Raw genomic sequence first — 24,574 nt, forward strand, 5'->3', positions numbered from 1 at the left:
TCTGCGCACCGAGGCCGGGTACATTCCCGGCGACGGGGACGGAACTCCCCTGGCCCCCGGCTTGCTGGACTCGCCTTTGTCGCAGCCTGTGCTTGTCACCATGTACGCCATGCGGGGCGACGGCTCGGGAAACGGGGCAGCCGTGGCCACGCTCCGGCCGACAGGCAGCATCCTCTTGCCCAGAGCATACGCGAGAGAGGGCATCGTCGTTCTGGCAGTGGACAACGACGCGGCCGCGCCATAGAGCAGTTTAACTTTCAAAGTTAAACTGCTCTGACGGCCACGAAAGTGGCTGCCCGCGCCTGAAGCCAAGGTGGGACCGCGTTCCCGCCGCAGGCTGAAGGCAGCGCAAACTTTGAGAATGTCAATTCTCAAAGTGGATCTGCTCGAATGCGCCGGGGAGCGCATGTCGGCATCGACACGCGCGCCGACTGCCCCGCGAGCGGCGAACTGTTCGCCATCACCCTTCCCCACGGGGAGATCGTCCTGCGCCGACTGCTCTGGGAGGAGGATTATTTCCGCTTATGTGCCGTCCTGCGCCGACTGCTCTGGGAGGAGGATTATTTCCGCTTATGTGCCGAGAATCCGATGTATCCTGACCGCCGGATCCGGTTTGCCCGGACGGAATTGATTCTCGGGCGGCTGGCCTGGGTCATGCAGGAAGTGTGAGCAGGGCGTGAGGAGAGAAATGGAAGGAGCGAACGTTTTTGATACGCGGTTTAGAGCTGTTCCCGCATGAAATGCGTCAAGTGCACTGCAAGGAGTTGCAGACACATCCTTGCCGCGAAATATGAGCAGGCGGCTTTTGCTCGCTGCAAACGAGCATTTTGAGTGTCGAATGCTCTAACAAGGCGCGAGCGTGCCGCCCTTTTCCGGCCTTGAGGGAGCCGGGGGGATTGTTCCCCCCCGGCGGAATTTGGGGCTGCCGCCCCTGGCCTCTTCAGAACTGGTACAGAAAGACCGGCGTACGCCAGTCGCTGCCCGCGGCGTTAAGCCCGCTCACGGTTGCAAGGGCCGAAAGGTCCAGGCCGAACCAGGATTTGAGGCTGTCCGCGAGCCAGGAACTTTCCTTGGGTTTGGTCAGCAGCTTGCGCTCGGCGGGCACGCCGGTCCGCTCGGCCAGCCAGCGCAGGGCCGCGTTCTGGCCGCCCAGTTCATCCACCAGGCCCAGCTTCAGGGCCTCCCGGCCGGTAAAGATCTTGCCGCTGGCCAGCTGTCCGGCCCGCTCGCGCGGCATGTCCCGCCCCTTGGCCACAATGCCCACGAATTGCTCGTGCATGTCCTTGAGCACGCCCTCGAAATAGGCCCGGTCCTCGGGCGAAAGCGGGTGCAGATAGGAACCGGCGTTCTTGTAGGGCGCGGTGACCAGAGTTTCCTGTCCCACGCCGATCTTGCCCAGCAGGCCCTGGAGTTGCGGGATGTCCATGCGCACGCCGATGGAGCCGGTGACCGTGGACGGATTGGCGAAAATCCGGCCTCCTGCCATGCTGACCATCAGGCCGCCGGACGCGGCCATAGAGCCCATGCTCACCGCCAACGGGCGCTTTTGGGCCAGGCGGGCCAGCGCGTCGTAGACTTCCTGCGAGGCGGCGGCCCCGCCGCCGGGGGAATCCACGCGCAGCAGCACTCCCTTGACCTGGGGGTTGCGTTCGATTTTGCGGATCCAGGCCAGGGTGGGGGCCACGTCCATAATCGGGCCGCGCACCGTGACCAGGGCCAGGCGGTCGCCGCCGCTGAGCAGGCCCCGGCCGTCTTCGTCCCGGCTGAAAACGGCCAGGCCGATCAGAACCAGGACCAGGAGCGAGAGCCAGAAGATGAAGGGATGCCGCTTGCGGAAGGGGCGGCGCAACAGGGCTTTCCAGACAGGGGCCGGAATCCGGGCCAGCGGGCAGACCGCGGCGCAGACTGTGCCGTCAGGATCGGCATTCGAGGATGGGGCGCTGTTCAAGGCGGAGGCTGTCCTGGCCGGAGCGGCCGCATCATCAGGGGTCAGCGTAAAGTTTTCAGTGTTCATGGGCCGTTGATTAGCACGACGCGGGCTCGGAGAAAAGGCCGTCCCCAGGCAGCGCGGCACCGGGCTTGATGTCCCGGAGCCGCATGAGGCGTTGGGAGCGCTGATGCGTGAGGATTTTTGTTCTCTGCCGAGGAAAGCGAATGTGTATCAAGACATCCGTCGCGGGCAGAAGGCAAAAAAGGCGGTAATCGGCTCTTGGATTATTTTACCGGGGCGTAAAAGCAGCGCTTGGGGGACATGACTTTCCCCTCTTTTTTCAGGGCGGCGATGGCCTTGCTGACGTCCTTGGAATCAACGCCCAGCTCTTTGGCAATGTCGCCGGGGCGCAGGGGCTTGTCCGCTTTGGTCAATATTTCGAGAACCTTGTCTTCCATGCTGTCAACTCCTTTTCGGATGCGCGCCGTCCGGCGCGGGCCTTTTATTGCATGGGCTCGGGCCAGCGCTCGGCCGCCATTTCGCGCAGCTTGTATTTCTGGATCTTGCCGCTGGCCGTGAGCGGAAAGGCGTCCACCAGGGCCACGTATTTGGGAATCTTGAACCAGGCGATCTTGCCCCGGCAGAAATCGCGTATGTCTTCGGGCAGCAGGTCCGCGCCGGGCCGGGGGATGACGAAGGCCCCCACTTCCTCGCCGTATTTACGGCTGGGCACGGCCACCACCTGCACGTCCAGCACGCCGTCCATCTGGAGCAGAAATTCTTCCACTTCGCGTGGATAGACGTTTTCGCCGCCCCGGATGATCATGTCCTTGATCCGGCCCGTGACGCGCACGTAGCCGTGCTCGTCCATGACGCCCAGATCGCCGGAGTGCAGCCAGCCTTCCGGGCTGATGGCCCTGGCCGTGTCCTCGGGCATCTTGTAGTAGCCCTTCATGATGTTGTAGCCCCGGCAGAGGATTTCGCCCACTTCGCCGCGCGGCAGTTCCTCGCAGGTCTCCGGATCGCCCACGCGCACCTCGATGCCCGGCATGGCGCAGCCCACGGTTTCGCAGCGCACGGCCAGGGGATCGTGGATGTCGGACTGGGTCATGACCGGCGAGGCCTCGGTAAGGCCGTAGCAGATGGTGATCTCCTTCATGTACATGTCTTCCACCACCCGGCGCATGAGCGGCTCCGGACAGACCGAACCGGCCATGATGCCGGTGCGCAGGCTGGAGACGTCAAAGCGCTTGAAGAGCTTGTGCTCCAACTCGGCCAGAAACATGGTGGGCACGCCGTAAAGCGCGGTGCAGCGCTCGCTGTCCACGGCGGCCAGTACTTTCAGGGGATTGTAGGTTTCCAGAATGACCATGGTGGTGCCGTGGTTGACGCAGGCCGACACGCCCAGCACGCAGCCGTAGCAGTGGAAAAGCGGCACCGGCAGACAGAGCCTGTCCTGCTCGGTAAAGCCCTGGTGGCGGCCGATCCAGTAGCCGTTGAGCCCCACGCCCACGTGGGTCAGCATGACCCCGCGCGGAAAACCCGTGGTGCCCGAGGTATACTGCATGTTGATTTCGTCCCAGGGGTCCAGAGCGGCCTGGCGGGCCTCATATTCTTCGTCGTCCACCATCACGGACATGGCCAGGATTTCCGGCACGGAATACATGCCCCGGTGCTTTTCCGCGCCCAGAAAACAGACCCGCTTCAGATGCGGCAGCTCGGCGCAGCGCAGGTTGCCGCGTCCCTGGGTGCGCAGCTCGGGCACGATCTTGTAGAGCGTGGCGATATAGTCATGGTCGCGCAGATTGTCGATGAGGAAGATGTTTTCGCACTCGGACTGGCCCAGCAGGTAGCGCAGCTCGTGCTCGCGGTAATTGGTGTTCACCGTGAGCAGAACGGCCCCGATCTTGGCCGTGGCGAATTGCAGGGCCACCCAGTAGGGCACATTGGTGGCCCAGACCGCCACTTTTTCGCCCTTTTGCACGCCCAGGGCCATGAGCCCCTTGGCGAACTGGTCCACCACGCCGGCGAATTCCCGCCAGGTCAGGCGGTAGTCGCGGTCGGCGTAGACAATGGCCTCCCGGTCGGGAAAGCGGGCCACGGTATGATCGAGAATCTGCCCCAGGGTCCATTCGCGCAGTTCAAACCGCGCCTGCCGTTCGCGTACTTTTTCGTCCATGCCTTTTCTCCGCGCCCTCCGCTCGGGTCGTCGCGTCGCAATTGCAGAGTGAATCCGGTCCAGGGTTCTCTAAGGATTATACGCCACGGCCATGATCCTGACCGGCGCGTCCCCGGCCGCGCCCACAAAATGCGGCACAATGGAATTGTAATAGATGGTGTCCCCGGCCTTGAGCACATGACTCTCCCGCCCGTAGATCACCAGCAGTTCGCCCTCAAGCACCAGGATGAATTCCTCGCCCTGATGGGACGAAGTTTTGCGCTCCACCGAGGGGTCGGGGAAAATTTCAATGTAAAAGGGCTCCATGTTGCGGTCGCTCTTGCCCTTGCCCAGCGCATGATAAACATAGGTGGGCCGGGCCATGCGCCCGGTGTGCAGGGCCGGATCGCCGCCCTCGCCGCCGATGCGTCCGATGATCGGGTCGCGGGTGTACTGGTCGTCCAGAAAGGTGCCCAGGCGCACGCCCAGAGCGCGGGCCAGCTTCTGCATGGGGCCGATGCTGGGGTAAATCTCGCCGTTTTCCAGCTGGTTCAGGAATTCCACACTCAGATTGGTGTCCTGGGACAGGGTTTCCAGATCAATTTCACGTTCCTCGCGGAAGGAACGGATCCGGCTGCCGATATTGTGTTTTGTGGGCATGGGCGCTCCTCCTTGCCGCCGCAACGGCGGGGAACAGTTTAATGATCCGGTTATAACAGAAGAGAATACAGAAAAGCCGTTGGCACCGCAAGAGCGTTCAATCTTGAGCAATTGAACAGTCTGGCGGCATTTTTTCTTTTGGGCTACAGTGCGACAATGGACATGAAACAGACAGCGCGCCGGGCCTTTGTGGCTTCCGGCCAGGTTCAGGGCGTGGGTTTCCGCCCCTTTGTCTACCGGCTGGCGCAGGAGGGCGGACTCACCGGCACGGTGGGCAACACCTCCGACGGCGTGCGCCTGGAAGTGCAGGGCTCGCCGGCGGAGGTGGCGCGTTTCGGCCGCCGCCTGCGCGCGGAGTTGCCGCCTCTGGCCCGGCTGGTGGGCCTGAGCGTGGAAGAACTGGCGCCCCTGCCCGGCGAAACGGCTTTTGTCATTGTGCCCAGCCACGGCCACGCCGGGCACAGTGTGCTGGTCAGCCCGGACATGGGCATCTGCCCGGACTGCCTCGCGGACATGCGCGACCCGGCCAACCGCCGTTACGGCTATCCCTTTACCAACTGCACCAATTGCGGCCCGCGCTATACCATCACCCGCGCCATACCCTATGACCGGGCCACCACCACCATGAGCTGTTTTCCGCTCTGCCCGGATTGCGCGGCGGAATACGGCAATCCCGCCGACCGGCGTTTTCACGCCCAGCCCATCGCCTGCCCGGTCTGCGGCCCGCGTCTCTGGTTTGTGGACAGGCGCACGCGGCAGGGCGGCGACACCGGTCCCACGGCAACCAACCGGCATGAAGCCCTGGCCCGCGCCGGGCAGGTTCTGCTGGACGGCGGCATTCTGGCGCTCAAGGGCCTGGGCGGCTTCCAGCTGGCCTGCGACGCCCGCGACGCTGCGGCCGTGCACGAACTGCGGCGGCGCAAGAACCGTCCGCACAAGCCCCTGGCCCTGATGGTGGCGGATCTGGCCACGGCGCGCGCGCTTTGCGAACTCACGCCCGAGCACGAGGCCCTGCTGCAAAGTCCGGAAAAACCCATTGTGCTCTGCCCGCGCCGGACCGTCCCGGCCGGAGAGGCAGACCCCCTGCCGCCGGAGGTGGCTCCGGACACGCGCAACGTGGGCCTGATGCTGCCCTATACGCCCCTGCACGCGGCGCTTTTTGATCGGCTCGCGCCACGCGCGCCTCTGCCCCCGGTGCTGGTGATGACCTCGGCCAATCCCCACGGCGAGCCTCTCTGTCTGGGAAACCGCGAAGCCCTGGCCCGCCTGGATCATCTGGCCGACGCCTGGCTGCTGCATGACAGGGACATCCTGGTGCGCGTGGACGACAGCGTGCTCGGCGTGGCCCCGCGTCCCCCCCGGCTCCGGCAGCCCGAGAGCGGGAGCGGCAAGGCCGATGCGGCCACTGCCCCGCACGCGGTTGATCCGTTTTTCTATCGGCGGGCGCGCGGCTATGTGCCGCGCCCGGTCTTTCTGCCGCCATTCGGAGAGGGCGGGGAAGAAGGCGACCCCACGGTGCTGGGAGCCGGGGCCGAACTCAAGGGCACCATCTGCCTTATCCGCGGGCATGAGGCCTTTGTGGGCCAGCATATCGGGGACCTGGAAAATCCGGCCACCCTGGGCTTTTACGAGGAAGTGGCGGCCCATCTGGAAAGCCTGCTGGAAGTAAGGCCCAAGGCCATTGTCTGCGATCTGCACCCGGATTTTTTGTCCACCCGCTATGCCGAGGCCCGTGCCGCGCGGGAGGGCCTGCCGCTCTGGCGGCTCCAGCACCATGCGGCCCATGCCGCCTCGGTACTGGCCGAAAACAACTGCTATGAGCCCGCCCTGGCCCTGTGTCTGGACGGCACGGGCCTCGGCGACGACGGCACCATCTGGGGCGGGGAACTGATCCATATGGACCTGGGCCGTGCGGACTGGAGCCGCCTGGGACGCTTGGCCCCCTTTGCCCTGCCCGGCGGCGAGGCCGCCATCCGTGAGCCCTGGCGCATCGCCCTGGCCCTTCGGATTCAGGCCGGAGAGGATGCCGGTCCCGCGCCCTGGGACGCCGAATACGCCATGGCCGCAACGGCTGTGCGGGAAATGCTGGTGCGCGGCCTGAACTGCCCGCTGACCTCCAGTTGCGGCCGCCTGTTCGACGCGGTGGCCGCCCAGTTGGGCCTCTGCCTGGCGACCAGTTACGAAGGCCAGGCGGCCATCCGCCTGGAAGCGGCGGCGGACGAAGCCGCGTTGCGCGAGGGCGCGGCCTGGCCTCTGCCTCTGGTGGAGCGCAACGGCCTGTTGGAGCTGGACAGCACGGCCCTCTTCCGCCGGGTGTTGCAAGCCCAAGCGGCCGGCGAGCCCGCGGGACGCATCGCGGCCCGTTTTCATCTGAGCCTGGCGCACGCCCTGGCGGCCATGGCCGCCCAGGCGGCCCGAAAGACCGACACGCGCCGGGTGGGCCTTTCCGGCGGAGCCATGCAGAACGCCCTGCTGGCCCGGATCTTGCCGCAAGCCCTGGCGGAGCATGGCCTTGACCCGCTCACCCACCATGAATTGCCGCCGGGCGACGGCGGCCTTTCCCTGGGGCAGGCGGTCTGGGGACGTCAGCTTTTGCGCGAGCAGCGGCTTGGGTTGGCGTGATGCTGCATCAGGCGCGGTTTTGGCCTTGGAGACGTGGACGGGAAAGTATGCTTTCCTCGTCGGAAATTCGTTTCCCTTGTCCGGCGCCGGACCATATCCGCCCCCTCTTCCGTCGGGCCGGGGCATTGACGCGCTGCCCGCGGGCGGCTATGCACTCGTCTATCTTTCTTCCAATATCTTACAAGGAGTCGCATCCATGAAACGTCTTTCCGTCCTGGCTCTGGCCGCCGCCTTCTGTCTGGCCCTGAGCCTGCCCGTGGCCCATGCCGCCGACAAAAAGCTGATGATGGCCACCACCACCAGCACCCAGGATTCCGGCCTGTTGGAGTATCTGCAGCCCACCTTCAAGGCCGAGACCGGCATTGATCTCAAGTGGGTGGCCGTGGGCACGGGCAAGGCCCTGGAAATCGCCAAGAACTGCGACGCCGACGTGTTGCTGGTGCACGCGCCCGCCGCCGAGATGGAATTCGTCAAAGCCGGGCACGGCGTGGACCGCCGACAGATCATGTATAACGATTTCGTGCTGGTGGGCCCGGTCAAGGACCCGGCCCAGGTCAAGGGCAAGGCCACGGCCGAGGCCCTCAAGGCCATTGCCGGGCACAAAAGCCCCTTTGTGAGCCGCGGCGACCAGTCCGGCACGCACAAGGCCGAGCTCAAGCTCTGGAAGGCCTCCAGCCTGTCGCCGGACAAGGAAGCCTGGTATGTTTCCGCCGGGCAGGGCATGATGGCCACCCTGAACATGGCCGCCGAGAAAAAGGGCTATGCCCTTACCGACCGGGGCACCTGGATCAAGTTCGCCAACAAGCAGGGCGACAAGAACCCTCTGGCCATCCTGGTGGAGGGCGACAAGGCTCTGTTCAACCAGTACAGCGTGATCACGGTCAATCCGGCCCAGTGCCCCAAGGTCAAGAAAGATCTGGCCCTGGTCTTCGAAGACTGGTGGGTGAAGCCTGAAACCCAGAAGCGCATCGCCGACTATAAGCTGGAAGGCAAGCAGTTGTTCTTCCCCAATGCCGGGAAGTAGATGAGGAAAGCGGAAGCGGAACGGATGGTTCCGCTTCCGCGCTGCTCCTTTGCCGCAAGCTGGGAGAGGGCCGAGCCTAAGTGATGTTTGGCGTGCCCTGCGGGCGGCAGGCCCCAATAACTCCGCCCCGCAGGGTACACCTACGGTTATGGATTATCTGTCTCAAGGCCTCACGCAGGCCCTCGCCCTGCTCCTGCACATGGACGCGGCCACGCTGTCCGCCATCACGGCCACCCTGGTCTCCACGGCCTACGCCATGACGGCGGCCATGCTGCTGGGCCTGCCCTGCGGGTTTGCCCTGGGCTATTACGATTTTCCCGGCAAGCGTTGCCTGCGGCTCATTTCCGACACCCTGCTGGCCTTTCCCACCGTGCTCATCGGCCTGCTGGTCTATGCCTTCATCACCTACCGGGGCCCGTTGGGCGAATACGGCCTGCTCTTCACTCTGCCGGGCATGGCTGTCGGCCAGGCCGTGCTGGCCCTGCCCATCGTGATTTCCTGGACGGCCCAGGCCGTGGAAGGGCTGGACCCGCGCTGCCGCCAGACGTTGCTGACTTTGGGCGCATCGGGCGCGCAGGTGGCCTGGGGCTCGCTGAAGGAAGCCCGTTATGAAATCGGCATGGTCTGCGTTACGGCCTTTGGCCGGGTGATCACCGAAGTGGGCATCGCCATGATGCTGGGCGGCAATATCCGCTACGAAACCCGCACCATGACCACGGCCATCGCCCTGGAAACCAGCAAGGGCGAATTCGCCCAGGGCATTGCCCTGGGGCTGGTGCTGCTGCTCATGGCTTTTGTGGTCAACCTGGCTCTGGCGGTTTTGCGGCAGCGCGGCCGGGACGATCACGGCGGGCGGGGAGGCGGGGCATGAGCGTGTTGTACCAATGCCGGGCCCTGACGCAGCGCTACGGGGGGCGCACAGTGCTGCGCCTGCCGGAGCTGAGCATTGCTCGCGGCGAAGTGCTGGCGCTCACGGGTCCCAACGGCGCGGGCAAGAGCACCTTGCTGCGCCTGCTGGCCTTTCTGGAAAGTCCCGCTTCCGGCGAACTGTGTTTTCACGGCACGCCGGGCCGTCCGCCCCGGCAGGACGTCACCCTGCTGCTGCAGGAACCCTATCTGTTCAAAGCCTCGGTTTTTGAGAACGTGGTCTACGGCCTGCGTGTGCGCGGCCGCCGCCGGGATCTGCGGCGGGCCGCCGAGGAAGCCATGCTGGCCGTGGGCTTCGCGCCGGGACAGGACATGCTGCGCCGCTCCTGGAAGGCGCTTTCCGGCGGCGAAAAGCAGCGCGTGGCCCTGGCCGCCCGGCTGATCCTGCGCCCGCTGGTCCTGTTGCTGGACGAGCCCACCTCCAGCGTGGACGCGTCCAGCGCCAAGGCCATTGAGACGGCGGTGCGCGCCGCGGCCGTGGCCGGGACCACCGTGGTGGCGGCCAGCCATGACATGGCCTGGCTCTCCAGTCTGGACGCGCGCCGTCTGGATCTGGGCCGTCCGGCCTGACTATCCGGCTTCGTCCTGTTCTGTTTCGTTTTTTCTACAGATACTGGTAGGTGCCGCGCCAGCGCCAGACGAAAAAGGCCGCTACCAGCGCGGCAATGGCCTCGGCCAGGGGAGCGGCCAGCCACACGCCGGTCAGGCCGAGGAATTCCGGCAGCACCAGCAGGAAAAACGCGATAAGCGCGAAGGTGCGCAAAAAGGCGATGATGGCGGAAACTTTGCCGTTGGACAGGGCCGTGAACAGGGACGAGGCGAAGATGCCGTAGCCGCAGAACAGAAAGTTGAAGACGAAAATATGAAAGCCCTGGTCCGCGAGGACGAAAACCCGGCTGTCCGGCGGCGCGAAAATGCCGATGAGCCGGGACGCGCCCAGCAGGGCCGCGCTGAAGACCAGAATGGAACCCACGCAGATGAACAGCAGGCAGGAGCGGAAGATGCGGCGCTGGCGGGCATGGTTGCCGCTGCCGTAATTGTAGCTGATGACCGGCGCCACGCCCATGGAAAAGCCCAGAAAGAGCGTGACCAGAAAATATTCCGAATAGGCCGTGATGGTCAGCGCGGCCACGCCCGCCTCCCCGGCCAGGCGCAGCATGGTGATGTTGAACAGGTAGGTGGTCACGCTGATGGAGAGTTGGGCGATCATCTCGGAGCTGCCGTTGAAGCAGACCAAACCGAACTCCCGCAGGCGCATGCCGGGCCGGGTGAAGTGCAGCGGCCCCTTGCTGTACAGGAAAAAGCACAGCCCGCCCAAAGGCGGGATCAGAAAGGCGATGCCCGTGGCCAGGGCCGCGCCCGCCACGCCCATGCCCAGCAGCACGATGAAGACATAGTCCAGAAGCGTGTTGGTCAGGCCCGAGGCAATGATCAGGGCCATGTTCAGCGCGGGTTTTCCGGCGGTGACGAAAAGAAAGGCGAAAAGGGTCAGCAGCAGGGCCGCCGGGGTGAAGAGCAGCAGGGTGCCGAAATACTCCCGGCAGTAGGGCGCGAGAATGTCGCTGGCGCCCAGGGCGCGGATGATCGGCTCCAGAAAGAGCAGACCCAGGCCGGAAAAGAACAGGCCCAGCAACACTCCGGCCAGGATCAGCAGACTGAAGTTGCGTCGTGCCCCGGCAGCGTCGCCGCCGCCCATCTTGCGCGCGATGAGCGCGCTGCCGCCGGTGCCCAGCATGGTGCCCAGGCCCCAGAGCACGCCCATGGCCGGATTGATGATATTGATGGCCGAGAGCGCCTCGGTGTTCACGAAACGGGCCACAAAAATCACGTCCACAATGGTGTACAGGCCGTTGAAGACCATCATGACCATGGTGGGAAAGGCGAAGCGCAGCAGGGAAAGGAGGCCGGAAACCCTGTCAAGGGCGTTGGCCGGTTCGCGCGCGGGCGCGGCGGTACTGGTGGACATATTTGAACCCGGAACAACGCGGCGCGGACCGGAAGTTGTTTCTAAATCTTTCGCGGGAAAAGGGCAAAAAGGCCATTACGCAGTGTTTCCCTTAAGCCACGCCGTCCTCTTGGGCAAGCTCTTTTTCCCAGGGCAGGATCTGGATCACGGTCGTCACGGAGCGGAAGAAACGCCGGGCCGCCGCCGGGTCTGAAGGCCGGGGCGGCAGCGGACATCCGGGCCGGCGGGCGTACCAGGGCAGGGTGCGCAGCAGGGCGGCTGCCAGCAGGTCCGGGTCGGGCGGCAGCAGATCGGCGGGGCGGCTGGATGCGGCGTCCTCGCCGGAGGCGCAGGCTCTGCCCAGCACCAGATAGCGGCGGCAGGCCAGGGGCCGCACAACATAGGCCGCGCAACGGCCGTCAAGCAGCAGGGGGCAGTTTCGCCGCAACGGCGGCAGAGCCAGGGCGGCGGCATGGTTCCGGGCCAGGGCGGCGCGTTCTTCGGACCCGAGCCGCAGATGTACGAAGCGCGTCAGCAGCAGGGCTTCCAGCGGCGTGAGCGGGATGGGCTGGCAGCAGCAGGCCGCGCAGCCCGGCTCGCAAGCGGGCGCGCGCCCGGCCCGGCGCGCCCGCGCCAGAGCCTCGGCCACGCTCAAGTCCACCAGGGCGCAGGCATCCAGAGCCAGGTCCGCGCCGGGCAGGGATTTTTCCAGCAGGGAGTCCCGGTGGCGGAAGCGGGCGGCTTCGGGCCGCCAGCGCAGCAGGCTTTCCATGCGCGTCCCGCCCGCGTCAATCCCGCGATGCGGACGCGCCGGAGGGGGCGCCGTCGCGGGCGTCATCCAGAGCGATATTGTGCAATCGCGGCGCGTGCGCCAGGGCGAAACGGCGCACCTCGTCCTCCCAGAGGCGGAAGGCCGCGACCAGCTCCTCGCCCGCGGGCGTGAGGCTGTAGCCGCCACGCCGGTTGTCGCCGCTTTCCACCAGAGGCCGGCCCAGGGCTTCCTCCATTTTTTTCAACCTGCCCCAGGCCAGGCGGTAAGACATGCCCATGCTTTCGGCGGCTTTTTTCAGCGAGCCCAGCTCGGCCATGCGGCGCAAAAGCTCCACCCGGCCCTGGCCCAGCAGTTCCTGGCCCGCCGTGCCGGTTTTTTTGCCGTCGGCGCGGGTCAGCCAGATTTTCAGATGCATGTGCGCATTCACGGGCATGGGGGGCCTCCTTGCTTGCTCCAGGGAAATGAGAACAATTTGAAACAGAATCCGCTCTACCTGAACGCGGCCACGGCACGGCCCTGCTTGAGCGCAATTCGCCCCAGAGGCAGATCACGCCACCAGAGCCCGGCCTCACGGCCCGCCAGGCCGGTTTGGCGGCTCTGGCCCGAAAGCAGGGCCGTCAGGTCCGCAAGCTCGTCCAACACCAGGGCCGTGTCCGGTTCGGGCGGCTCCGGCAGCAGGCAACGCAGGCGCGGGGCCGGACTCAGGCGGCCGCCGGCCAGACGGCCCAGCAAGGCCCCCTGCCAGATGCATTCCGGCGGCAGCAGGCCGGCCGCCTGTGCGGGAATAAAGCGCACATGCCCGCCGTAGAGCGCGGCGCGGCCCGGCGGCAACAGAGCGGGGTCGCAGCAGGGTCCGGCCAGGCATTCCGGCGGCAGGGGGCGGCCCGCTTCGCGCCGCGCGCCGCGTTTTTCCGGGGCGGACGCGGGCGGCATGGGGGCCGTGCCCGCGCTGTCCGCCGTCTTGCGCAACAGAGCCAGATAAAAACCCTGGGCTCGCGATTTTTCGCCGTCCACCCGCAGCGTGCCCGCGCCGCCGGGGCGTTCTTCCCAGGCAAAGCCGGGAAAGGGCGGCAGCATTTCGCGCACGAGGCCCAGCTCTTCTTCGGCGAAACAGACCTGGGCCTCGTTTTCCGCCTCGTTGGTGGTGCAGGTGGAGTAGACCAGCCGCCCGCCCGGCGCGAGCAGGGATGCGGCGTGTCGCAGCAGACGCCGTTGCAGGCCGGTGAGACTGTTCAGTTTGTCTCCCTGCCAGAGCTTGAGCACGCGGGGATGTTTTTCCGCCGTGCCCCAGCCGGAGCAGGGCGGGTCCAGCTGGATGGCGCTCCAGGAGGACGGGACCAGGGGCAGGTTTTCGCCGCCGTAGGAGCAGGTGGCGGCCTGAAGCAGGTTGCACTGGTGCAGATTGGCCCGCAGGGTGCCCAGGCGGGCGGGCGCGGGTTCATTGGCCAGCACAAAGCCCGTGGGGCCGGTCAGCTGGGCCAGGAAGCCGCTTTTGCTGCCCGGGCTGGCGCAGATGTCCAGCACGGCTTCCCCCGTCCGGGGAGCCAGCGCCAGGGGCGGCAGCATGGAAGAGCGGTCCTGGATGTAGATATGCCCGAAAAAAGCCGCCAGGGAGCCGCCCAGAGGCCGGGGTTCGCGGCGGAGGCGGCGGCAGAGCGGGGAAAAGGGTTCGGGCTCGAATTCGTAACCCTGGGCGCGCAGCAGGGCTTCCACCAGGGGGATGTGCCGGGTTTCGCAGACCAGACGGAAGGAGCGGGAGTACTGTTTGGGCATGGTGTGCCCAGTATAGGGCAGATCAGGGGCAAAGTCAGCCGGATTCAGGCACCGCCTGCGGAGGCCGTTGCTTTCGTATTGCGCGGCGGGCCAAGTCTGCGTATACTGCGGCGATATGGCGGGGCTGGAGCCTTGCCGCGCCTCCGAAAAAGACTCCAAGGAGTACGGGATGAAATTTGCCATGCGATTGTCCTTGACGGCCTGCCTGCTGACGCTCGCCCTGGGCCTGGCCCAGGCTGTTCAGGCCGCGCCGAAGAGCTTTGTGCTGCTGCCCTTTACGGTCAATGCGCCGCAGAGCTATGCCTATCTGTCCAAGGCCGTGCCAGCCACCATGCAGGCGCGGCTCAACCGCCCCGGCGTGCTGGAAGGGCGCAGCGCGCAGACCAAGGCCGCTTCCGACGCCGAGGCCCGCAAGGCCCTGAGCGCCGCGGGCGCGGATTACGCGGTCTGGGGCTCGGTGAGCGTCATGGGCAATGAGTGCACCATTGACGTCCACAGCGTGGACAAGGCGGGCAAGACCTGGAGCAAGACAGCGCAGGGGCCGTTGAGCGGCCTTACCGCCACGGTGCAGCAACTGAGCTCCGCCATGGGCAGCGAAGCCTTCGGCGTGTCCGTGGCGGCCCGGCCCGGCTACGTGGCCCCGTCCGGCAAGGGCCAGCCGGTCAATCAGATGAATTCGGACATCGTGGTCAATGAGACGGGCCAGCAGCGGGTTTATCTGAACCCGCAGTTCCGTTACCAGGGTTCCGGGGCCAACGACGGTTCGCGCCTGCGCAGCCAGCGCATGAAGGAGAATATGGTGGACATGGCCGTGGGCGATTTCAACGGCGACGGCAAGAACGAAATCGCGGTGCTCGGCGACCACAAGCTGACGATCTACATCTGGGAGCCCGACGGGCGGCTCAAGCAACTGGGCGAAACCGTCATTTCCCAGTCCAACCTCAATTTCTCCATGCGGGCCATCGACCTCAACCGCGACGGGGCCAAGGAACTGGTCATCGCCACCTTTGAGGAGGACAGCAACCGTCCCTACTCCTATTTCTATTCTTTCAAGGGCAACAAGCTGACCCAGTACGCCGACCGCATTCCCTATTTCGCCAGCGTGATCAAAACCCCGCCCCATTTCATGCCCACTCTGGTGGGCCAGGGCTGGGATTCGCTCAAGCTCTTCTCTCCCGGCGTGCACGTGATGGTCAAGAGCGGCAACAAGTTCTCCCTGGGCGCGCGCCTGGATCTGCCCGCCGGCGCCACGGTGTTCAACGTGGCCTGGCTGCCCGGCGGCAAGGACGGCAAGGGCGACCAGCTGGTCATGCTCACGGACGACGAGCGCATCAAGGTCTTCCAGGGCAACGGCAATACCCTGATCCACACCACCATGGAGCGCTTTTCCGGCTCAGCCGCGGGCATGGATCACTACAAGGGCATGCCCGGCCTGGGCATTGACCGCAATTACCAGCTGCCCAGCAAATACTACGCGCCCATGCGCATGATCGCGGCGGACCTGGGCCGCACCGGCGAATATGTGCTGCTGCTGAACAAGCCCATTTCCACGGCTTCCCAGCTCTTTGACCGCTACCGCTTCTTTCCCCAGGGCGAAATACACGCCTTGTACTGGGACGGCGTGGGCCTGGGCCTGAAGTGGAAGACCCGGCGCATCCGGGGTTCCGTGGCTGAAATCGACCTGGCCGACGTGAACAACGACGGCATTCTGGATCTGGTGGTGGGCCTGAACACCTCGCCGGATCTGGGCATCGGCAGTCGCCAGAGCATGATCACCGCCTACCCGCTGGACGTGTCCCAGACCGACCCCAACGTGCCCGCGGATCTCAGCGACTTTGAAGTGAACCCCAACTAACGTGCGGCATCCGGCCCCCCGCCCGCCGGGCGGGGGGCTGTTTTTTATCCCTATTCTTCCAATTATCAGCCAAAGGAGGCCAAGGTGCGCATCCTTGTGATCGGTTCCGGCGGGCGCGAGCATGCCCTGGTCTGGAAGTTCCGCCAGAGCCCGAGGGTCAGTGAAATTTTTGTGGCTCCCGGCAACGGAGGCACCAGCGGCGCGGGCGCGACCAACGTGCCGGTGGCCGCCGACGATCTGGACGCACTGGTGGATCTGGCCCGCCGGGAAAAGATCGATCTGGTGGTGCCCGGTCCCGAACTGCCCCTGACCCTGGGCATTGTGGACCGCATGCGCGGGGCGGGCATCGCCTGTTTCGGCCCGGACGCCTATTGCGCGCGGCTTGAGGGCAGCAAGGCCTTTGCCAAGGAGATCATGGACCGGGCACAGGTGCCCACGGCCCGTTGCGCGGTGTTCAGCGATCCGGAAATCGCCAAAAATCATGTGGTCAAGGTGGGCGCGCCCCTGGTGATCAAGGCTGACGGCCTGGCCGCCGGCAAGGGAGTGGTGGTGGCCCGCGATTCGCAGGAAGCCCTGCAGGCCGTGAGCGACATCATGGAAGCCAGGGCCTTCGGCGCGTCGGGCGACCGCGTGGTGCTGGAGGAATGCCTGGTGGGCGAGGAAGCCTCCTTCCTCTGTTTCTGCGACGGCGAACGGGCCGTGCCCCTGCCCTCCGCCCAGGACCACAAGGCCGCCTGGGACAATGACCAGGGCCCCAATACCGGCGGCATGGGGGCTTACAGCCCCGCGCCGGTGCTGCCCGACGACCGGCTGGAGGAAATGGCCGATCTGACCATCCGGCCCATTCTCAGAGAACTGGCCAAGGACGGCCATCCCTTTGTGGGCGTGCTCTACGCGGGCCTGATGCTCACCGCCGACGGGCCCAAGGTGCTGGAGTACAACGTCCGCTTCGGCGATCCCGAGTGCCAGCCCCTGCTGGCGCGCCTGGAGGGCGATCTGGCCCGGGTCATGCTGGACTGCGTCAACGGCAGGCTGGACCCGGCCAGCCTCGGCTACAGCGCGCAGACCGCTCTGGGCGTGGTGCTCACCGCCAAGGGCTACCCGCGCGCCTATCCCAAGGGCCTGGTCATCAAGGGCATTGAGGAGGCCGAAGCCCTGCCCGGGGTCAAGGTTTTCCACAGCGGCACGGCCGTCAAGGATCAGGTGCTGGTTTCCAGCGGCGGGCGCGTGCTCTGCGTTACGGCTCTGGGCGACGACCTGCCCGCGGCCCAGAAGGCCGCCTATGCGGCCCTGGAAAAGATTCAGATGCCGGACGGCTTTTATCGCACGGACATCGGCGACAAGGGAATCCGTCGCCTGGAAAGCGAAAAGGACCACTGAGATGCAGGGCCGCTTCCCGGCACCGTAATGTCTGAAGCAAACAGGATGGAATCATGGCGCATGTTGTTATTTTGATGGGGTCCAAGTCCGACGAGGAAAAAGTCAGCCCCTGCGTGGACGTGCTGAAAAGCCTGGGCATTGACTATGTGTTTACCGTGAGTTCGGCCCACCGGACGCCGGAGCGCACCGAAGCCCTGGTGCGCGACGAGGAAGCCAGGGGCGCGCGGGTCTTTATCTGCGCCGCGGGCATGGCCGCGCATCTGGCCGGGGCCGTTGCCGCGCGCACCAGCAGGCCGGTGATCGGCATCCCGGTGTCCGGCGGCAGCCTGGCCGGTATGGACGCGCTTTTCTCCACCGTGCAGATGCCTCCCGGCTTTCCGGTGGCTACGGTGGCTCTGGACAAGGCCGGGGCGCGCAATGCGGCCTGGCTGGCCGCTCAGATCCTGGCCGTGGGCGATCCCGCGCTGCATGAAAAAGTCGAGGCGGCGCGCGCGAAAATGCGCGCCGACGTGGACAAGGCCGGGGAAGAGATCAGTAAAAAATACGCCTAGCCATTCAGGGCGCCGCAGGGTTGAAGATGCCACCCCAAAAGGCAATGTGTCCGCAATGAAAAGGGCCGCCGGAGTTCCGGCGGCCCTTTTGCGTTCGGCGGCGACAGGCGTGCTTGGAACAGATTAGAGCAATTTCAAGGTGAAATTACTCTAGGCCGTGCCGTAATATGGGGGGCGGCGCGTTTCCGAACCGGCGCTGACCCGAAAAATCTGGACCGTGTACTGGCCCTTGCTGCCGCACATGGGGCAGCCGTCCGTGACCAGCAGACAGGAGGCATCCAGTTCCAGAGGGTCGATGCCCGCCTGTTCCAGAATGCGGCTGGCCCGGCCCTGTTCCCACATAACGGGCGAGCCGCAACGGCCGCATTCCACATAGAGGAGTTCGGGGTCGTAGCCCTTGAGGGCCAACGGCCCGGGCGCGGAAGTTGTGATGGCTGTGGTCGTGTTGTGCATATTTTTCTCCCGGCAGGCGGCGCGCGCCTGGGAGCGCATGGTGCGGCGCAGCTTTTGCCTGCCTTTCTCAAAATAAGCACGACGCGCCGCAAGGCAAGGGCGCGGAACCGGTCGCCGTGACGGCTTGCTTTGCGGGAGTGAGCCGACTACACTGACTTCATGCCTGAAAATATGCGTCATATCCGTTTATTACCGCCTGAGTTGCGCAATCAGATCGCAGCCGGTGAAGTGGTGGAGCGCCCGGCCAGCGTGCTCAAGGAGCTGGTGGAAAACAGCCTGGACGCCGGGGCCGCGCGCATCGACGTGCGCCTGGAGAACGGCGGTCAGGCCTTGATCCGCGTGCAGGACGACGGCTGCGGCATCCCCGCCGATGAGCTGGAGCTTTCCGTCACGCGACATGCCACCAGCAAGATCGCCAGCATGGACGACCTGGAACGCATCCGTTCATACGGCTTCCGGGGCGAGGCTCTGCCGAGCATCGCCTCGGTTTCGCGCTTCCGCATCGTGTCCGCCTGGCAGGGGCCGGACAGCCAGAGCGCGGCCCATTGCGTGGAAGTGGAGCACGGCCGCCTGCTGGCGTCAAGCCCGGCGGCGCTGCACAAGGGCACCATCGTGGAGGTGCGCGATCTTTTTTCCAATATACCCGCCCGCCTTAAATTTTTAAAGACCCCGGCCACGGAATTCAAACGCGCCCAGGACTGGCTGGCGCGTCTGGCCCTGGCCCGGGCGGAAGTGGGCTTCAGCCTGCATTCCGGCGAGCGCGAGGTTCTGCACTTTCTGCCCGGCCAGACCTTGCGCGACCGCCTGGCCCTGCTCTGGCCCCGCCTGATCGTGGAGGCCCTGCGCCCCTTTGAGGGGGAGCGCCACGGCATCCGCGTGCACGGCCTGGCGGCCCTGCCCACGGTAAGCCAGCCGCGCGGGGACCGCATCCTGCTCTTTGTCAACAACCGTTCGGTGACGGACAAGCGCCTGCTGGCCGCCGTGCGCGAGGCCTACAAAGGCCGCCTGACCAGCCGCGACTATCCGCAGGTGGCGCTTTTTGTGGACATGGACCCGCGTGAGGTGGACGTCAACGTGCATCCGGCCAAGTCCGAAGTGCGCTTCCGGGATGAATCGGCGGTTTTTTCCGCCTGCCTGCACGCGGTGCAGGGCGCTCTGGTCACGTCGTTCACGGCGGCTCTGGAGGGCGAAGGCCCGGACGGGGCTGTTGCCCCGGGGCTCTTCGCGGACGGGCCGTCCACCAGCGGCCCGGCTGGCGGGCTGTCCGGCGGACTGTTTGCCGGGCGGGTGAATCCGGCCGGAACGGCTCCGGCTCCTGAAGCGGCCGCGCCCCGGCCGCGGGGATTCTGGGGCCGTCTGGATGATCCGCCGCTGCTGGCCCGCCCGGAAACGTCTTCCCCCCCGGGCGTTCCGGAGGAAGACTGGCGGGTGAGCGCGCCTCCCGATTGGAGTGCGGCCCCGCGCGTCTTCGCGCCCGTCGAGGAAGACGCCGCGCCCTACGGGCCGCCCGCTGAACACTCTTTTCCGCCGGAGCCCGCGAGCGCGCCCGCCTCCATGCCGGACGCGGCCTGGTCCGGCCGTGTTCCGGAACCGCCGACCGTGTCCGCTACCGCGCCGGAACCACGGGAGCGCGAACCGTTACGGGTGGGTCCGTTGTCCTATCTGGGACAGGCGGCCGACACCTATCTGGTTTTGCGCGACGCCGAAGGCGCGCTGCTTTTGCTGGACCAGCACGCGGCCCATGAGCGGGTGCTTTACACGCGGCTGCGCCGGGGCGGTTTCGCGGGCACGGGCCAATGTCTGGCCCTGCCCCTGGAGCTGGACCTGCATCCGGCGGAACAGGAACGCTTCCAGCAGTTGCGCGAGCGTCTGGAAAGCCTGGGCTTCGTCCTGGAATGCACGGACGGGACGCTGCTGGTGCGGGCCATGCCGCCAGTGCTTTCGCGCGCCGAGGCCCGCGACTTCCTGCGCGAGGCCCTGGCCGGGCGCAAGGACGATCTGGCGGGCATGTTCATTTCCATGTCCTGCAAGGGGGCCATCAAGGCCGGACAGCGTCTGACGGATGACGAGGCCGCCGGTCTGCTGCGCCAGTGGCTGGCCGTGCCGGAGCGCGAATACTGCCCGCACGGCCGCCCCTGCGTGCTGCGCTGGGATGCCGCCGCCCTGGAAAAATTCTTCAAACGCCGCCAGTAGAGCATTTCAAACGAAAAATGCTCTAACGCCGCGCACGGTGTGGATTCAGCCGAAAAGCGCGGTTTTCGGCTGGATGAATCTTTGAAAAACGAAGCATTTTAAAGGAAATCTGTCCTAAGTCCGGTTCAGTGTCCGGAATAATCCAGCACGTTGTTCAAGGGCGCGGAAGTGCTGCGTATCCGCCCCTGGTCGAACAGATGGCGGGTAAGCCGCCAGTTTTCCAGGTCCAGCACGTCCAGCTTGCCCTGGTGTTCCGGCCGCAGATGCCGTGCCAGGGCCGCCAGCACCTCGTCCACGGGAAAATAGACGCCCTCAAAGGAGACGCGGGCCATATCCCCTTCGCGGCACAGCACGGGCTCGTCCGCGTCGTCGGCCAGGGCGTCGGCGCAGGCCGCGTCCAGGTCGGCGTAAAATGCGTCCGAAACGGGATAGACATGGCCGTAGACCTTGAGCAGGGGCTCGCGCATCACGAGGCGGGGTCTCCTTCCGGCCGGTCCGGTTTATCCGAGTTCATCGGGTTTCCCTGTGCGGGCTCGGGCGTCTGTTTTTCCGTGTTTTCCGGAATCTGTCCGGCGGGCGCGGCAAGAAAGGACGGCGGCAGGCTGGCCGGAGCGGATTGCGGCGCGGTCGCTGCACGGGTCCGGCAATACTTCTGCGCGCGGGCCACGGCCAGGCCCTCGCAGTCACCCAGGGCGCAGGCCGCCGAAAAGTCAGCGCACATGCCCGGATAGTTGCGGCGCAGCATGCGCACCGCGCCGCGCGCCCGCAAGCGCCGTGCCTGTTCCGCGCCTTGGGGCGTGGAGGGGGTGCGGGTATGCAGAGCCGCGTTCAGATCGTCCTCGGCCAGGGCCAGCTGTTGCAGGCGCCAGTGGGCCAGTGCGCGGATATAGCGCGCCCGCCCGCTGATCAGGTTCGAGCCGGGTGCCAGACGCAGGGCCTCGGTACAGGATTCAATGCTCTGCTGGGGCAGGTTGCGCTGCAACTGGGCCTCGGCCAGCAGCAGCCGCACCGTGGGGCTGCGCGGGGCCTCTCTGGCCGCCCGTTCCAGTGTGCTTAGGGCATCGGCCCCGGTCAGCCAGCCTTCGGGCGTGAGGTCCAGGGCGGCCTGGGCCAGCCAGAGGCCGTTCAGGCGCGCACCCATGCGTTGCCAGTCGCGGGCCTGCCGGAAATCCCGTTTCGTCCGTTCCGACGGAGAGGCCGCCGTTTCCGGGGTTTTCGCGGCGGGGACCGTGCCCCGCACCGCCGCCGTACCGCCGGGCCAGTGACGGTCCATGATTTCCAGCGTGTCCCTGGTTTCGCTGATGAGCGTGTGGCGCAGGGCCAGCAGTTCGGGATTGCGTAACGCCAGGATCAGTTCCGTTCCGGCCTGGGGCCGGGACGTCAGGCTGAGCGCCACGTGCAGGGGGGAATCTTCGGCGGAGCCAGCGGCCTTTGCGGCATCGGGAGCGTCGGCAAGGGGCGGCGCGGCGGCCCGGTACAATTGCGCGGCCAGAGCCAGGCGCTCCGCCGGGGCTACCGCGCCCATGCGGATTTCCCGGCGCTGGGGAAAGGCACTTACGGCCCGGTGCAGAGCCGTAAGCCAAGCCGAGGCCCGGGCATGCGCCCAGGCCGCTTCGCGCGTCACCGGCGGGGTGACGGCGCGCATTTCCACCTCGGTAATCGGTCTCAGCTCCAGCGCGGGCGCCTGTACCGACGCGGAAGGCATATCCCCGGCACCCGTCGGAGCGGTGGAAACATGCCCGGATTCAGCCCGCGCGGGCCCGGCCCACGCCAGAAACAGCAGCAACGCAAGGCCCGCAAGCCCGAAACGCGGGACCGCCATGGCCGGTTATTTTTTGGCCTGGATGGTCTGGACAATCTTCTGGGCCATGGGCTTCACGAGATCCCGCAGGGTTTCCAGCATCAGGTTTTCCGCCGCTGCGCCCGAGGGCAGGCCGGTGCGGCTCTGGCTGGAAGTGAGCGACTCGCGCAGCAGGCGGCCCTGGCGGTTGGCCAGCACGTAATTGACCCGCAGATTGGTGGCGAGGTCCGTGGCCGAGGTTTCGCGCAGCCAGGCCTCGTCCACCTGGCCGGTGACCAGGTAGTCGGGATTGCCGCTGCGGGCCTGGCCCACGTTGAGAGCAAAGGTAACCTGCATGCCGTTGCGGGCCAGTTCGTCGGCCAGGGCGCGGCTGATCCACTGGGCCACGTCGTCGCTGGTCACAAAGGCGCTGTTGTCGCGGCGCACGCCCAGAGCGGACTGGTCCGTGCGTTTGTCGGCAAAGGTCACCACGCTGACGCGCGGGGCGTTGGGGGCGGGCAGCACGGAGGCGTCCAGCGGCGGCGGGGGAAGCAGGCGCACATTGTTGCTCGGTCCGCAGGCCGAGAGCAGCAGGACTGCCAGCAGCGCCGACAGCAGGGCGGCGGGAAAGACACGGCGGGTATGTTTCATGACGGCCTCGCGGAGTTCGAAAAATGTTTCGAAATTTTTATGATATTTTTTAGATATATCCGGAAAACAGTCGCCTTGCAAGGCAATGCTCCCCATGCTACAGGGCTGCTGTCTGATTTCTCGCGCGCCGTGCGTGTTCCGCCGAACTCCCGGCCGGGACGCGGCCTGAAGGCGCGGCGCTGGCGCCTCTCTCGGAAATTCATGCTAACAGGCTGACATGTATGGAGAGTTCTCGAATATGTCTGCCCTGCGGGAGCGATTATGATTGATCTCAAACTGGTGCAAAAACAGCCGGAAGTGCTGGCCAAGGCCTTGGCCGACCGGCATTCGGAACTGGACGTCAATGAATTTCTGGGCCTGGATGCCCGCCGCCGGTCCCTGCTCGCGGAAGTGGAGGCCCTGAAGAGCCGCCGCAACGCCGCTTCCGGCCAGGTGGCGGCCCTCAAGCGCGAGGGCCGGGACGCCGGTCCCCTGCTGGCCGAACTGGGCGGCCTGTCGGACCGCATCAAGGAGCTGGACGGCCAGACCGCCCAGGCCAAGGCCGATGTGGAAGCGTGGCTCATGCGCGCGCCCAACATTCCGGACGCTTCCGTGCCCGTGGGCCGGGACGAGACGGAAAATGTGGAAGTGGCCCGCTGGGGCACGCCGCGCCGATTCGACTTTCCGGTGCGGGAGCACGGCGATCTGGGCGTGGCCCTGGGCGGCCTGGATTTCGAGCGCGCCGCGCGCCTCACGGGCAGCCGCTTTGTGGTTTCCCTGGGCTGGGCCGCGCGTCTGGACCGGGCCCTGGTCAACTTTTTCCTGGACCAGCACACCCGGCATGAGGGCTACATCGAAGTTTGCCCGCCCTACATGGTCAACCGCGCCACCATGACCGGCACGGGCCAGCTGCCCAAGTTCGAGGAAGATCTCTTCAAGCTGCGCGAGTGGGACTATTACCTGATTCCCACCGCCGAGGTGCCGCTGACCAATCTGCACGCCGGGGAAGTTCTGGACGAAGCCGACCTGCCGCGCGCCTACTGTGCCGCCACGCCCTGCTTCCGCTCCGAAGCGGGCAGCGCGGGCAAGGACACGCGCGGGATCATCCGCATGCACCAGTTCACCAAGGTGGAGATGGTCCGTTTCGCCCACCCGGACGACAGCTTCAATCAGTTGGAGCTGATGTGCGGCCACGCCCGGCATCTGCTGGAACTGCTGGAGCTGCCCTACCGGGTGATCACGCTCTGCACCGGCGATATGGGCTTCGGCTCGGCCAAGACCTATGACGTGGAGGTCTGGCTGCCCGCGCAGAACACCTATCGCGAGATTTCTTCCTGTTCCAACTGCGTGGACTTCCAGGCCCGGCGCGCGGACATCCGCTTCAAACCCAAGGGCGGCAAGGCGGCTTTTGTCCATACGCTCAACGGCTCGGGCCTGCCTACGGGCCGCGCCATCGCCGCCATTCTTGAAAACGGCCAGCAGAAAGACGGCAGCGTGCGTCTGCCGAAAGCGCTTGTGCCGTACATGGATGGGGTGGAGGTCATCGAGCCTTAGGGCGGGTGGGCGACGTGTCTCTTTTCCAAACAGAGGGGGCTCCGTTAACGGAGCCCCCTCTGTTTCCGGCGATCAGAAGAGCTGTTTCAGTTTGACCACGGCTTTGCGGCGCAGCTTGTCTTTCTGGAATTCCCCGAAGGCCTTGAAGTGCGCGCTGGCGTTGTGCTCAACGATGGCCCCGGCCGAGGCCCAGGCTTCAAGAATGAAAAAACGGCAGGGATTTTCCAGATCCTCCGTCAGGTCGTAGGCCAGATTTCCGGATTCGGCCCGGCTGGCTTCCACCATGGCGCGGAATGCGGGCAGCATGGCTTCCCGGTGTTCGGGCATGACCTCAAGTTCAGCCACAATGCGGATTTCGTTCATGGTT

Annotated in this window: 23 protein-coding genes and 1 pseudogene; 11 read left to right on the top strand and 13 right to left on the bottom strand. The window is 65.9% G+C overall.

The window, feature by feature from the left end; genetic code table 11:
* Both KH208_RS02915 and KH208_RS02920 read left to right on the top strand, forming a co-directional pair.
* Nucleotides 1-244 (top strand): annotated as a pseudogene (locus tag KH208_RS02915) (Cro/Cl family transcriptional regulator); the annotation flags it as partial.
* Nucleotides 245-390: 146 nt separating this feature from the next.
* Nucleotides 391-669, top strand: a complete 279-nt coding sequence (locus KH208_RS02920) for a hypothetical protein (RefSeq protein WP_291433694.1) — start codon at nt 391-393, stop codon at nt 667-669.
* 271 nt (nt 670-940) lie between these two features.
* Here KH208_RS02920 and sppA read toward each other — a convergent pair whose 3' ends face one another.
* The 4 genes from sppA to KH208_RS02940 all read right to left on the bottom strand — a co-directional run bounded on the left by sppA (nt 941) and on the right by KH208_RS02940 (nt 4,748).
* Nucleotides 941-2,014 carry a signal peptide peptidase SppA gene (gene sppA / locus KH208_RS02925; protein ID WP_291433695.1) on the bottom strand — a complete coding sequence of 358 codons (1,074 nt, stop codon included), beginning with the start codon at nt 2,012-2,014 and terminating at the stop codon, nt 941-943.
* Nucleotides 2,015-2,214: 200 nt separating this feature from the next.
* Nucleotides 2,215-2,388, bottom strand: a complete 174-nt coding sequence (locus KH208_RS02930; protein WP_291433696.1) for an HTH domain-containing protein — start codon at nt 2,386-2,388, stop codon at nt 2,215-2,217.
* Nucleotides 2,389-2,432: 44 nt separating this feature from the next.
* Nucleotides 2,433-4,109, bottom strand: coding sequence for an AMP-binding protein (locus KH208_RS02935; RefSeq protein WP_291433697.1), 1,677 nt, complete (start codon nt 4,107-4,109; stop codon nt 2,433-2,435).
* Between the two features lie 69 nt (nt 4,110-4,178).
* Nucleotides 4,179-4,748 (bottom strand): XRE family transcriptional regulator, encoded by a 570-nt coding sequence (locus KH208_RS02940; protein WP_291433698.1) that lies wholly within the window; start codon nt 4,746-4,748, stop codon nt 4,179-4,181.
* 156 nt (nt 4,749-4,904) lie between these two features.
* Here KH208_RS02940 and KH208_RS02945 point away from each other — a divergent pair, with 156 nt between their 5' ends.
* The 4 genes from KH208_RS02945 (at nt 4,905) to KH208_RS02960 (ending at nt 9,891) form a co-directional block, all read left to right on the top strand.
* Nucleotides 4,905-7,370 carry a carbamoyltransferase HypF gene (locus tag KH208_RS02945; RefSeq protein ID WP_291433699.1) on the top strand — a complete coding sequence of 822 codons (2,466 nt, stop codon included), beginning with the start codon at nt 4,905-4,907 and terminating at the stop codon, nt 7,368-7,370.
* Nucleotides 7,371-7,566: 196 nt separating this feature from the next.
* Nucleotides 7,567-8,394: a substrate-binding domain-containing protein gene (locus KH208_RS02950; protein ID WP_291433700.1), complete on the top strand. Its 828-nt coding sequence runs from the start codon at nt 7,567-7,569 to the stop codon at nt 8,392-8,394.
* Nucleotides 8,395-8,542: 148 nt separating this feature from the next.
* Nucleotides 8,543-9,265: an ABC transporter permease gene (locus KH208_RS02955; RefSeq protein ID WP_291433701.1), complete on the top strand. Its 723-nt coding sequence runs from the start codon at nt 8,543-8,545 to the stop codon at nt 9,263-9,265.
* On the top strand, nt 9,262-9,891 hold the full coding sequence (locus KH208_RS02960; RefSeq protein ID WP_291433702.1) for an ATP-binding cassette domain-containing protein: 630 nt from the start codon (nt 9,262-9,264) through the stop codon (nt 9,889-9,891). The genes KH208_RS02955 and KH208_RS02960 overlap by 4 nt, the downstream gene beginning before the upstream one ends.
* A 34-nt stretch (nt 9,892-9,925) precedes the next feature.
* On the opposite strand, the gene KH208_RS02965 is transcribed toward KH208_RS02960, so the two are convergent.
* From KH208_RS02965 to KH208_RS02980, 4 genes are all read right to left on the bottom strand, one after another.
* Entirely contained in the window at nt 9,926-11,287 is a 1,362-nt protein-coding gene (locus KH208_RS02965) for an MATE family efflux transporter (protein WP_291433703.1), read from the bottom strand.
* Nucleotides 11,288-11,378: 91 nt separating this feature from the next.
* Nucleotides 11,379-12,038: a hypothetical protein gene (locus tag KH208_RS02970; protein ID WP_291433704.1), complete on the bottom strand. Its 660-nt coding sequence runs from the start codon at nt 12,036-12,038 to the stop codon at nt 11,379-11,381.
* A 16-nt stretch (nt 12,039-12,054) separates the two neighbouring features.
* Nucleotides 12,055-12,471, bottom strand: a complete 417-nt coding sequence (locus tag KH208_RS02975) for a LysR family transcriptional regulator (protein ID WP_291433705.1) — start codon at nt 12,469-12,471, stop codon at nt 12,055-12,057.
* Between the two features lie 56 nt (nt 12,472-12,527).
* Nucleotides 12,528-13,811 (bottom strand): RsmB/NOP family class I SAM-dependent RNA methyltransferase, encoded by a 1,284-nt coding sequence (locus tag KH208_RS02980; protein WP_291433706.1) that lies wholly within the window; start codon nt 13,809-13,811, stop codon nt 12,528-12,530.
* A gap of 181 nt (nt 13,812-13,992) precedes the next feature.
* Here KH208_RS02980 and KH208_RS02985 point away from each other — a divergent pair, with 181 nt between their 5' ends.
* From KH208_RS02985 to purE, 3 genes are all read left to right on the top strand, one after another.
* Nucleotides 13,993-15,666, top strand: a complete 1,674-nt coding sequence (locus KH208_RS02985) for a VCBS repeat-containing protein (RefSeq protein WP_291433707.1) — start codon at nt 13,993-13,995, stop codon at nt 15,664-15,666.
* A gap of 84 nt (nt 15,667-15,750) precedes the next feature.
* Entirely contained in the window at nt 15,751-17,046 is a 1,296-nt protein-coding gene (gene purD / locus KH208_RS02990; RefSeq protein ID WP_291433708.1) for a phosphoribosylamine--glycine ligase, read from the top strand.
* 53 nt (nt 17,047-17,099) lie between these two features.
* Nucleotides 17,100-17,597: a 5-(carboxyamino)imidazole ribonucleotide mutase gene (gene purE / locus KH208_RS02995; protein WP_291433709.1), complete on the top strand. Its 498-nt coding sequence runs from the start codon at nt 17,100-17,102 to the stop codon at nt 17,595-17,597.
* A gap of 150 nt (nt 17,598-17,747) precedes the next feature.
* Here purE and KH208_RS03000 read toward each other — a convergent pair whose 3' ends face one another.
* Complete coding sequence (locus KH208_RS03000) at nt 17,748-18,050, bottom strand: hypothetical protein (protein WP_008683037.1); 303 nt, start codon at nt 18,048-18,050, stop codon at nt 17,748-17,750.
* 159 nt (nt 18,051-18,209) lie between these two features.
* Between KH208_RS03000 and mutL the strand changes: the two genes are divergently transcribed.
* Nucleotides 18,210-20,243 (top strand): DNA mismatch repair endonuclease MutL, encoded by a 2,034-nt coding sequence (mutL, locus tag KH208_RS03005; RefSeq protein WP_291433710.1) that lies wholly within the window; start codon nt 18,210-18,212, stop codon nt 20,241-20,243.
* 125 nt (nt 20,244-20,368) lie between these two features.
* Here mutL and KH208_RS03010 read toward each other — a convergent pair whose 3' ends face one another.
* The 3 genes from KH208_RS03010 to KH208_RS03020 are packed head-to-tail and all read right to left on the bottom strand — an operon-like array spanning nt 20,369 to nt 22,674.
* Nucleotides 20,369-20,710 carry a hypothetical protein gene (locus KH208_RS03010; RefSeq protein ID WP_291433711.1) on the bottom strand — a complete coding sequence of 114 codons (342 nt, stop codon included), beginning with the start codon at nt 20,708-20,710 and terminating at the stop codon, nt 20,369-20,371.
* The gene (locus KH208_RS03015) at nt 20,710-22,065 is read right to left on the bottom strand and encodes a tetratricopeptide repeat protein (protein WP_291433712.1); all 1,356 of its coding nucleotides are present in this window, start codon (nt 22,063-22,065) and stop codon (nt 20,710-20,712) included. Before KH208_RS03015 ends, KH208_RS03010 begins: the two co-directional genes overlap by 1 nt.
* Before the next feature lie 6 nt (nt 22,066-22,071).
* A complete protein-coding gene (locus KH208_RS03020) occupies nt 22,072-22,674 on the bottom strand; it encodes a hypothetical protein (RefSeq protein ID WP_291433713.1) in 603 nt (200 codons plus the stop codon).
* Between the two features lie 261 nt (nt 22,675-22,935).
* Here KH208_RS03020 and serS point away from each other — a divergent pair, with 261 nt between their 5' ends.
* Complete coding sequence (serS, locus tag KH208_RS03025; protein WP_291433714.1) at nt 22,936-24,207, top strand: serine--tRNA ligase; 1,272 nt, start codon at nt 22,936-22,938, stop codon at nt 24,205-24,207.
* 72 nt (nt 24,208-24,279) lie between these two features.
* On the opposite strand, the gene KH208_RS03030 is transcribed toward serS, so the two are convergent.
* Entirely contained in the window at nt 24,280-24,570 is a 291-nt protein-coding gene (locus KH208_RS03030; RefSeq protein WP_291433715.1) for a putative quinol monooxygenase, read from the bottom strand.
* Between the last annotated feature and the right edge of the window lie 4 nt (nt 24,571-24,574).

The sequence above is a fragment of the Desulfovibrio sp. genome, from assembly GCF_018379785.1.
In the GTDB taxonomy this organism is placed as follows: Bacteria; Desulfobacterota; Desulfovibrionia; order Desulfovibrionales; family Desulfovibrionaceae; genus Desulfovibrio.

Excerpts from the sequence above, each read along its gene's own strand:
- KH208_RS02970 (WP_291433704.1), bottom strand. The coding sequence starts at position 12,038 with ATGGAAAGCCTGCTGCGCTGGCGGCCCGAAGCCGCCCGCTTCCGCCAC.
- KH208_RS02945 (WP_291433699.1), top strand. The coding sequence starts at position 4,905 with ATGGACATGAAACAGACAGCGCGCCGGGCCTTTGTGGCTTCCGGCCAG.
- KH208_RS02940 (WP_291433698.1), bottom strand. The coding sequence starts at position 4,748 with ATGCCCACAAAACACAATATCGGCAGCCGGATCCGTTCCTTCCGCGAG.
- mutL (WP_291433710.1), top strand. The coding sequence starts at position 18,210 with ATGCCTGAAAATATGCGTCATATCCGTTTATTACCGCCTGAGTTGCGC.
- KH208_RS02935 (WP_291433697.1), bottom strand. The coding sequence starts at position 4,109 with ATGGACGAAAAAGTACGCGAACGGCAGGCGCGGTTTGAACTGCGCGAA.
- KH208_RS03030 (WP_291433715.1), bottom strand. The coding sequence starts at position 24,570 with ATGAACGAAATCCGCATTGTGGCTGAACTTGAGGTCATGCCCGAACAC.
- KH208_RS02960 (WP_291433702.1), top strand. The coding sequence starts at position 9,262 with ATGAGCGTGTTGTACCAATGCCGGGCCCTGACGCAGCGCTACGGGGGG.
- KH208_RS02975 (WP_291433705.1), bottom strand. The coding sequence starts at position 12,471 with ATGCCCGTGAATGCGCACATGCATCTGAAAATCTGGCTGACCCGCGCC.
- KH208_RS03020 (WP_291433713.1), bottom strand. The coding sequence starts at position 22,674 with ATGAAACATACCCGCCGTGTCTTTCCCGCCGCCCTGCTGTCGGCGCTG.
- KH208_RS02965 (WP_291433703.1), bottom strand. The coding sequence starts at position 11,287 with ATGTCCACCAGTACCGCCGCGCCCGCGCGCGAACCGGCCAACGCCCTT.
- KH208_RS02930 (WP_291433696.1), bottom strand. The coding sequence starts at position 2,388 with ATGGAAGACAAGGTTCTCGAAATATTGACCAAAGCGGACAAGCCCCTG.
- KH208_RS03010 (WP_291433711.1), bottom strand. The coding sequence starts at position 20,710 with ATGCGCGAGCCCCTGCTCAAGGTCTACGGCCATGTCTATCCCGTTTCG.
- KH208_RS02955 (WP_291433701.1), top strand. The coding sequence starts at position 8,543 with ATGGATTATCTGTCTCAAGGCCTCACGCAGGCCCTCGCCCTGCTCCTG.
- KH208_RS03000 (WP_008683037.1), bottom strand. The coding sequence starts at position 18,050 with ATGCACAACACGACCACAGCCATCACAACTTCCGCGCCCGGGCCGTTG.
- purE (WP_291433709.1), top strand. The coding sequence starts at position 17,100 with ATGGCGCATGTTGTTATTTTGATGGGGTCCAAGTCCGACGAGGAAAAA.
- KH208_RS03015 (WP_291433712.1), bottom strand. The coding sequence starts at position 22,065 with ATGGCGGTCCCGCGTTTCGGGCTTGCGGGCCTTGCGTTGCTGCTGTTT.
- KH208_RS02920 (WP_291433694.1), top strand. The coding sequence starts at position 391 with ATGCGCCGGGGAGCGCATGTCGGCATCGACACGCGCGCCGACTGCCCC.
- KH208_RS02985 (WP_291433707.1), top strand. The coding sequence starts at position 13,993 with ATGCGATTGTCCTTGACGGCCTGCCTGCTGACGCTCGCCCTGGGCCTG.
- serS (WP_291433714.1), top strand. The coding sequence starts at position 22,936 with ATGATTGATCTCAAACTGGTGCAAAAACAGCCGGAAGTGCTGGCCAAG.
- KH208_RS02980 (WP_291433706.1), bottom strand. The coding sequence starts at position 13,811 with ATGCCCAAACAGTACTCCCGCTCCTTCCGTCTGGTCTGCGAAACCCGG.
- sppA (WP_291433695.1), bottom strand. The coding sequence starts at position 2,014 with ATGAACACTGAAAACTTTACGCTGACCCCTGATGATGCGGCCGCTCCG.
- KH208_RS02950 (WP_291433700.1), top strand. The coding sequence starts at position 7,567 with ATGAAACGTCTTTCCGTCCTGGCTCTGGCCGCCGCCTTCTGTCTGGCC.